A 3,512-nucleotide genomic window follows, 5' to 3' on the forward strand; every position below is an offset into this window, starting at 1 on the left:
GGCACGGCCAGCTCGGGCACGGCCTCGCCGCGGGCGCGGCGGGCCACCAGCGCCTCGGTGCGCAGCAGCTGGTCGAGCGCCTGCGAGCGCAGCCGGCCACAGGCGCCGGCCAGCTGGTCGACCCAGCTGTCGACGACGCCCAGCCAGTCGCCCAGGTTGTCCTTGCTGGTGGGCGGCAGCTTGAACTCGCCGAGCAGCTCGCTCCAGCTCGCGACGYCGAGCTTCTCGCGCAGGCTCGCATCGAGCACCACCGCCTCGCGCTGCTCCGACACCCTCTGCAAGGCCGCCTGCAGATGGTTCGCGACGCCCACCAGCCGCTCGACGCCGGCCTTGCCGACGCGGCGCGTCGCGCTTTCCACCTGCCAGGCGTTGGACAGCAGGCCTTGCGCATCGCGCAGGTCGGCCTCGCTGTGGTCGGCGTAGTGAAGCAGCGCGAGCAGGCCCTCGAGGTAGGCGTCCCAGCCACCACCGAGCTGCGCCGCCACGGCGCGGTGCGTGCTGCGGCAGGCCTTGTCGTGCGCCAGCAGCCGCTGCTCGACCTGGCGGTGCTCGCGCTCGACGGCGTTCAGCAGGCCCGGCAGTTCGCCTTGCTTCAGCGTGCGGTCGCGGTGGCGGATCAGGCCGCCGGGCGCCTTCAGCGCGCCGGTTTTCAACGCGCGCAGCTGGCCCAGCTCGCGCTCCAGTTCGCGCAGCCGCGCCACGTCGTCGAGCAGCGACTCGGGGTAGAGCGCCGCCAGATCGGCCGGCGTCGCGCGCTGCAGCGCCGGGTCGGCCAGCTCGGCCGCGCTCTTCACGCTGCGCGTGACCGAGCGGCCGAGGTACACGCCGCGGTAACGGCCCTGCAGGCTTTCGCGCGCGAACTGCTCGTCGAGCGCCTGCAGCGAGTCCTCGAGCGCGATCGGCGCGAGCTTCGTCTCGCCGATCAGCTGCGCGGTGACGCGCTCGCGCAGGCCCGGTGCGTCGTCGAACAGCTCCCAGGCGCTGCGGTCGTCGAACGGCGCCGCCACGTAATGGCGCTTCGCGTTGGCTTCGCGCTCGTGGTTCAGCGGGTGGGTCAGCCACATGCGCGGCGGCTGCGCGACCTCGGCCTTGAACAGGCGGTGCTGCTGGGGCTTCTCGGCCGGCAGCGGCGGCACGCGGTGGTACTGCGGGTCGTTGAGCACCTGGCCCATGCGCTGCATCACGCGCGACTGGATCGCGAAGGCATCGCGCGTGATGCGCTCCTTGCCGTGCTCGCTGCCGATGAAGCCGAGCGTGCGGTCCCAGGAATCGTCGGCCGCCTGCAGCTTGTGCAGCGCGTGGATCAGCGCGTCGCTGCCGGTCAGCGACACGGCGACCAGGTCGGCCTGCATCTCCATCTCGCGCGACAGCGCGCGCTGCACCAGCAGCACGGCCGAGAACGCGCTGTCGACCAGCGAGCGGATGGCCCAGACGATCACGCCCAGCACCCAGCCGACCCAGGCGATGCGGATGTCGAAGCGCGACAGCCCGTTCAGGAACGCGTCGAGCTTGTCGCGCCGCGCGACCAGGTGGCCGGCGATCTGCTGCGCGATGTAGACCCAGCGCCCCACTGCCATCGACTTCTGCGCGAAGTGGCCGAACTCGTGCGCGAGCACCGCGCGCATCTCGCCGAGCGTGAGCGCGTTGACCAGGCCGAGCCCGATCTCCAGGTTCTTGCGCGACGGCAGCACGAGGTTCAGCACCGACAGGTCGTAGAACACCGCCGCATTGACCCGCGCCGACAGGAACACCTTGTGCGGCCGCGGCGCGCCGGCACGGTCGGCCAGCTTGTGCAGGAACTCGAACAGGCGCGGCTGCTCGGCCGGCTTGAGCTCGACGGTGTTGTCCTGCGAGCCGTGCTTGACGAAGAAGACGGCCTTCAGCATGAAGACCGCGAGGAAGGCCGCGCAAGCGCCGATCACCCAGCCCCAGACCGCCAGGCCGGACACGCTGTCGGCCCCGACCGTGAGGCGCCAGGCCGTGAACAGGAACCAGCCGGCGAGGCCGAGGTACAGCAGCATGAAGGCCGCGAGCGCGGCGACGGCCAGCCAGGCATGGCGCTTGTAGGCGGCGCTGGGCCGCGCCAGCCTGGCGACCAGCTTGGCCGGTTGCGCCTTGTTCGGTGAACTCATTCCCGCGTTCCTTCGCGGCCGCCCTCACGGCCGTTGGCGCGGATGGTAGGGGAAGGATCGCGCAGGGCAAGGCCGTTCAGGCCCTGCGAATTACAGCGCGTGAGTTAGTGCGCACCCGGCGCAGCCGGCTGGCGCTTGGCCAACGCGGCGTCGAGCGCCGACTTGCAAGCCGGTGCGAGTTCGGCCTCGTGCGATTTCAGGCACTCGACGATGCGCCCGCCGCCGGGCTGCGTCGACTTGCAGAACTTCGCGTGGTCAGCCTTGCAGGCCTGGGCCGTCGGGTTGGCATCGCGGGCCACGGCGCTGCCGGCGAGCATGAACAAGGACAGCAGGATCGAGGTCGTCTTCATGGGAATCTCCGAAGCGTGGATGGCCGGATTGAACCGCTGAAGCCCCGCTTCGTCCCGCCGCGCGGATGACGATTTGCGACAGCGCTGAAATGTTCGCGGCGCATGCGCGCGCGGCCCGTAGACTGCTGCGCCATGAAGCCGCTGGTCCTGATGGTCGACGACGATGCCGAGCTGTCGGGCATGGTGTGCGAGTTGCTCGAACGCGAGGGCTGGTCGGTGCACGCGGTGCTCACCGCTGGCGACGGGGAACGCGCGCTGTCGCAAGGGTTGCCCGACGCGGTGCTGCTCGACGTGATGCTGCCGGACGCCAACGGCTTCGACGTCTGCCGGCGCTGGCGCGCGGCGCACCCCGGCCTCGGCATCGTGATGCTGACGGCGCGCGGCGATCCGATGGACCGCGTGCTCGGCCTGGAGATCGGCGCCGACGACTACCTGCCGAAGCCGTTCGAGCCGCGCGAGCTGGTCGCCCGCGTGCGTGCGCTGCTGCGGCGCCAGGCGCCCGGCCGCGCCGAAGCGCCGCAGCTGCGCTTCGGAGGCTTGACGATCGACCTGTTGAAGCGCGAGGTGCGGGCCGGCAACGGCACCATCACGCTGACCAGCGTCGAGTACAAGCTGCTGACCGCCCTCGCCCGCACGCCGGGCCGGCCGCTGACGCGCGAGCAGCTCAGCGATGCGGTGCAGAGCGGCGGCTACAAGCCGCAGGACCGCACGGTGGACGTGCAGGTCGCGCGGCTGCGGCGCAAGCTGGCCGAGGCCGCGCCGGGCAACGAATGGATCGACACGGTCCGCGGCGAAGGCTACGTCTTCGTCCCGCGGGGCTGAACTCGTGCGCCGCTTCGACAGCCTGTTCGCCCGGCTGCTGCTCGCGCAGCTGGGTCTCGTCGCGGCGCTCGCGCTCGTCTTCGGGCTGCTGTTCTACATCGAGCGCAACGTGACGGTGGCGGTGCTGTACGCGGAGCGCTGGGCGCCGCACCTGGCGGCGGCCGCCGGGCTCGCGCCGGCGCCGGCGGAGACGCTCGCCGTGCAGCAG

General features: G+C 71.7%; 4 protein-coding genes. 2 read left to right on the forward strand and 2 right to left on the reverse strand.

Annotated features, from left to right (window positions below):
• On the reverse strand, positions 1-2,132 hold a 2,132-nt coding region (locus AC1DXV_RS32780; protein ID WP_477937671.1), incomplete at its 3' end, for a M48 family metallopeptidase.
• Positions 2,133-2,236: 104 nt separating this feature from the next.
• Entirely contained in the window at positions 2,237-2,482 is a 246-nt protein-coding gene (locus AC1DXV_RS32785) for a cysteine rich repeat-containing protein (RefSeq protein WP_477871711.1), read from the reverse strand.
• Between the two features lie 132 nt (positions 2,483-2,614).
• Between AC1DXV_RS32785 and AC1DXV_RS32790 the strand changes: the two genes are divergently transcribed.
• The gene (locus AC1DXV_RS32790) at positions 2,615-3,304 is read left to right on the forward strand and encodes a response regulator transcription factor (protein ID WP_477871713.1); all 690 of its coding nucleotides are present in this window, start codon (positions 2,615-2,617) and stop codon (positions 3,302-3,304) included.
• A 4-nt stretch (positions 3,305-3,308) separates the two neighbouring features.
• On the forward strand, positions 3,309-3,512 hold a 204-nt coding region (locus tag AC1DXV_RS32795), incomplete at its 3' end, for a hypothetical protein (protein WP_477937673.1).

Source organism: Rhizobacter sp. P3_C12 (genome assembly GCF_056402735.1).